At 52.6% G+C, this 5,076-nt stretch carries 2 tRNA genes and 2 rRNA genes; all 4 read left to right on the top strand.

The features are described 5' to 3' along the window. Positions 1-74 precede the first annotated feature (74 nt). The 4 genes from RA210_RS17560 to RA210_RS17575 all read left to right on the top strand — a co-directional run bounded on the left by RA210_RS17560 (position 75) and on the right by RA210_RS17575 (position 4,999). A 16S ribosomal RNA gene (locus RA210_RS17560) occupies positions 75-1,611 on the top strand. A gap of 66 nt (positions 1,612-1,677) precedes the next feature. After that, positions 1,678-1,754 (top strand) — tRNA-Ile (locus RA210_RS17565). A gap of 31 nt (positions 1,755-1,785) precedes the next feature. Further along, positions 1,786-1,861 (top strand) — tRNA-Ala (locus tag RA210_RS17570). A 247-nt stretch (positions 1,862-2,108) separates the two neighbouring features. Continuing rightward, positions 2,109-4,999 (top strand): 23S ribosomal RNA (locus RA210_RS17575). Together the 16S and 23S rRNA genes with 2 tRNA genes alongside form the textbook arrangement of a ribosomal RNA operon. The last annotated feature ends 77 nt before the right edge of the window (positions 5,000-5,076 follow it).

Genomic DNA, 5,076 nt, shown 5'->3' on the forward strand with positions numbered 1-5,076 from the left:
AACACTCGTGAATTCGAGAGTTTTTTGCGATTGCTGAGCCAAGTTTAGGGTTTTCTCAAAACCCGAATTGATTTGAACTGAAGAGTTTGATCATGGCTCAGATTGAACGCTGGCGGCAGGCCTAACACATGCAAGTCGAGCGGATGAGGGGTGCTTGCACTCTGATTCAGCGGCGGACGGGTGAGTAATGCCTAGGAATCTGCCCGATAGTGGGGGACAACGTTTCGAAAGGAACGCTAATACCGCATACGTCCTACGGGAGAAAGTGGGGGATCTTCGGACCTCACGCTATCGGATGAGCCTAGGTCGGATTAGCTAGTTGGTGAGGTAATGGCTCACCAAGGCGACGATCCGTAACTGGTCTGAGAGGATGATCAGTCACACTGGAACTGAGACACGGTCCAGACTCCTACGGGAGGCAGCAGTGGGGAATATTGGACAATGGGCGAAAGCCTGATCCAGCCATGCCGCGTGTGTGAAGAAGGTCTTCGGATTGTAAAGCACTTTAAGTTGGGAGGAAGGGCTGTCGGCTAATACCCTGCAGTTTTGACGTTACCAACAGAATAAGCACCGGCTAACTTCGTGCCAGCAGCCGCGGTAATACGAAGGGTGCAAGCGTTAATCGGAATTACTGGGCGTAAAGCGCGCGTAGGTGGTTCAGCAAGTTGGATGTGAAAGCCCCGGGCTCAACCTGGGAACTGCATCCAAAACTACTGAGCTAGAGTACGGTAGAGGGTGGTGGAATTTCCTGTGTAGCGGTGAAATGCGTAGATATAGGAAGGAACACCAGTGGCGAAGGCGACCACCTGGACTGATACTGACACTGAGGTGCGAAAGCGTGGGGAGCAAACAGGATTAGATACCCTGGTAGTCCACGCCGTAAACGATGTCAACTAGCTGTTGGGTTCCTTGAGAACTTAGTAGCGAAGCTAACGCGATAAGTTGACCGCCTGGGGAGTACGGCCGCAAGGTTAAAACTCAAATGAATTGACGGGGGCCCGCACAAGCGGTGGAGCATGTGGTTTAATTCGAAGCAACGCGAAGAACCTTACCTGGCCTTGACATGCTGAGAACTTTCCAGAGATGGATTGGTGCCTTCGGGAGCTCAGACACAGGTGCTGCATGGCTGTCGTCAGCTCGTGTCGTGAGATGTTGGGTTAAGTCCCGTAACGAGCGCAACCCTTGTCCTTAGTTACCAGCACGTTATGGTGGGCACTCTAAGGAGACTGCCGGTGACAAACCGGAGGAAGGTGGGGATGACGTCAAGTCATCATGGCCCTTACGGCCAGGGCTACACACGTGCTACAATGGTCGGTACAGAGGGTTGCCAAGCCGCGAGGTGGAGCTAATCTCACAAAACCGATCGTAGTCCGGATCGCAGTCTGCAACTCGACTGCGTGAAGTCGGAATCGCTAGTAATCGTGAATCAGAATGTCACGGTGAATACGTTCCCGGGCCTTGTACACACCGCCCGTCACACCATGGGAGTGGGTTGCTCCAGAAGTAGCTAGTCTAACCTTCGGGGGGACGGTTACCACGGAGTGATTCATGACTGGGGTGAAGTCGTAACAAGGTAGCCGTAGGGGAACCTGCGGCTGGATCACCTCCTTAATCGAAGACTTCAGCTTCTTCATAAGCTCCCACACGAATTGCTTGATTCACTCGCGAAAGGCGATTGGGTCTGTAGCTCAGTTGGTTAGAGCGCACCCCTGATAAGGGTGAGGTCGGCAGTTCGAATCTGCCCAGACCCACCAATTGTCGTGGTGCGCAGGCCGATCGAAAGATGGGGCCATAGCTCAGCTGGGAGAGCGCCTGCTTTGCACGCAGGAGGTCAGGAGTTCGATCCTCCTTGGCTCCACCATTATCGCCGAAAGCTCAGAAATGAGTGTTTACCCCTGTCGTCCGGTGGACGATTTCGAGGATGAAACATTGATTTCTGGTCTTTGCGCCAGAACCGTTCTTTAAAAATTTGGGTAAGTGATAGAAGTATTGAACTGGAGAGTGTTTTCACTGCACTTTTCAGGTCAAGGTAAAATTTGCGAGTTCAAGCGCAAGTTTTCGGCGAATGTCGTAATTCACGATTATAACCAGATTGCTTGGGGTTATATGGTCAAGTGAATAAGCGCATACGGTGGATGCCTTGGCAGTCAGAGGCGATGAAAGACGTGGTAGCCTGCGATAAGCTTCGGGGAGTCGGCAAACAGACTTTGATCCGGAGATCTCTGAATGGGGAAACCCACCCGGGATAACCCGGGTATCTTGTACTGAATACATAGGTGCAAGAGGCGAACCAGGGGAACTGAAACATCTAAGTACCCTGAGGAACAGAAATCAACCGAGATTCCCTTAGTAGTGGCGAGCGAACGGGGATTAGCCCTTAAGCTTCTTGGATTTTAGCGGAACGCTCTGGAAAGTGCGGCCATAGTGGGTGATAGCCCCGTACGCGAAAGGATCCTTGAAGTGAAATCGAGTAGGACGGAGCACGAGAAACTTTGTCTGAATATGGGGGGACCATCCTCCAAGGCTAAATACTACTGACTGACCGATAGTGAACCAGTACCGTGAGGGAAAGGCGAAAAGAACCCCGGAGAGGGGAGTGAAATAGAACCTGAAACCGTATGCGTACAAGCAGTGGGAGCCTACTTTGTTAGGTGACTGCGTACCTTTTGTATAATGGGTCAGCGACTTATATTCAGTGGCGAGCTTAACCGATTAGGGGAGGCGTAGCGAAAGCGAGTCTTAATAGGGCGTTTAGTCGCTGGGTATAGACCCGAAACCGGGCGATCTATCCATGAGCAGGTTGAAGGTTAGGTAACACTGACTGGAGGACCGAACCCACTCCCGTTGAAAAGGTAGGGGATGACTTGTGGATAGGAGTGAAAGGCTAATCAAGCTCGGAGATAGCTGGTTCTCCTCGAAAGCTATTTAGGTAGCGCCTCACGTATCACTCCAGGGGGTAGAGCACTGTTTCGGCTAGGGGGTCATCCCGACTTACCAAACCGATGCAAACTCCGAATACCTGGAAGTGTCAGCGTGGGAGACACACGGCGGGTGCTAACGTCCGTCGTGAAAAGGGAAACAACCCAGACCGCCAGCTAAGGTCCCAAAGTTGTGGTTAAGTGGTAAACGATGTGGGAAGGCTTAGACAGCTAGGAGGTTGGCTTAGAAGCAGCCACCCTTTAAAGAAAGCGTAATAGCTCACTAGTCGAGTCGGCCTGCGCGGAAGATGTAACGGGGCTCAAACCACACACCGAAGCTGCGGGTGCATCGCAAGATGTGCGGTAGAGGAGCGTTCTGTAAGCCTGTGAAGGTGAGTTGAGAAGCTCGCTGGAGGTATCAGAAGTGCGAATGCTGACATGAGTAACGACAATGGGTGTGAAAAACACCCACGCCGAAAGACCAAGGGTTCCTGCGCAACGTTAATCGACGCAGGGTTAGTCGGTCCCTAAGGCGAGGCTGAAGAGCGTAGTCGATGGGAAACAGGTTAATATTCCTGTACTTCTGGTTACTGCGATGGAGGGACGGAGAAGGCTAGGCCAGCTTGGCGTTGGTTGTCCAAGTTTAAGGTGGTAGGCTGGGATCTTAGGTAAATCCGGGATTCCAAGGCCGAGAGCTGATGACGAGTTATCTTTCAGATGACGAAGTGGTTGATGCCATGCTTCCAGGAAAAGCTTCTAAGCTTCAGGTAACCAGGAACCGTACCCCAAACCGACACAGGTGGTTGGGTAGAGAATACCAAGGCGCTTGAGAGAACTCGGGTGAAGGAACTAGGCAAAATGGCACCGTAACTTCGGGAGAAGGTGCGCCGGTGAGGGTGAATGATTTACTCAGTAAGCCCATGCCGGTCGAAGATACCAGGCCGCTGCGACTGTTTATTAAAAACACAGCACTCTGCAAACACGAAAGTGGACGTATAGGGTGTGACGCCTGCCCGGTGCCGGAAGGTTAATTGATGGGGTTAGCGCAAGCGAAGCTCTTGATCGAAGCCCCGGTAAACGGCGGCCGTAACTATAACGGTCCTAAGGTAGCGAAATTCCTTGTCGGGTAAGTTCCGACCTGCACGAATGGCGTAACGATGGCGGCGCTGTCTCCACCCGAGACTCAGTGAAATTGAAATCGCTGTGAAGATGCAGTGTATCCGCGGCTAGACGGAAAGACCCCGTGAACCTTTACTATAGCTTTGCACTGGACTTTGAGCTTGCTTGTGTAGGATAGGTGGGAGGCTTTGAAGCGTGGACGCCAGTTCGCGTGGAGCCATCCTTGAAATACCACCCTGGCAATCTTGAGGTTCTAACTCTGGTCCGTCATCCGGATCGAGGACAGTGTATGGTGGGTAGTTTGACTGGGGCGGTCTCCTCCCAAAGAGTAACGGAGGAGTACGAAGGTGCGCTCAGACCGGTCGGAAATCGGTCGTAGAGTATAAAGGCAAAAGCGCGCTTGACTGCGAGACAGACACGTCGAGCAGGTACGAAAGTAGGTCTTAGTGATCCGGTGGTTCTGTATGGAAGGGCCATCGCTCAACGGATAAAAGGTACTCCGGGGATAACAGGCTGATACCGCCCAAGAGTTCATATCGACGGCGGTGTTTGGCACCTCGATGTCGGCTCATCACATCCTGGGGCTGAAGCCGGTCCCAAGGGTATGGCTGTTCGCCATTTAAAGTGGTACGCGAGCTGGGTTTAGAACGTCGTGAGACAGTTCGGTCCCTATCTGCCGTGGACGTTTGAGATTTGAGAGGGGCTGCTCCTAGTACGAGAGGACCGGAGTGGACGAACCTCTGGTGTTCCGGTTGTCACGCCAGTGGCATTGCCGGGTAGCTATGTTCGGAAGAGATAACCGCTGAAAGCATCTAAGCGGGAAACTCGCCTCAAGATGAGATCTCACTGGGGACTCGATCCCCCTGAAGGGCCGTCGAAGACTACGACGTTGATAGGCTGGGTGTGTAAGCGTTGTGAGGCGTTGAGCTAACCAGTACTAATTGCCCGTGAGGCTTGACCATATAACACCCAAACAATCTGCGATCCCAGGATCACAGTGGGTGCGACAGGCCGAAAGCTTGCAGAACCGCAAATTACC

The sequence above is a fragment of the Pseudomonas sp. OF001 genome, from assembly GCF_904426495.1.
Classification (GTDB): domain Bacteria; phylum Pseudomonadota; class Gammaproteobacteria; order Pseudomonadales; family Pseudomonadaceae; genus Geopseudomonas.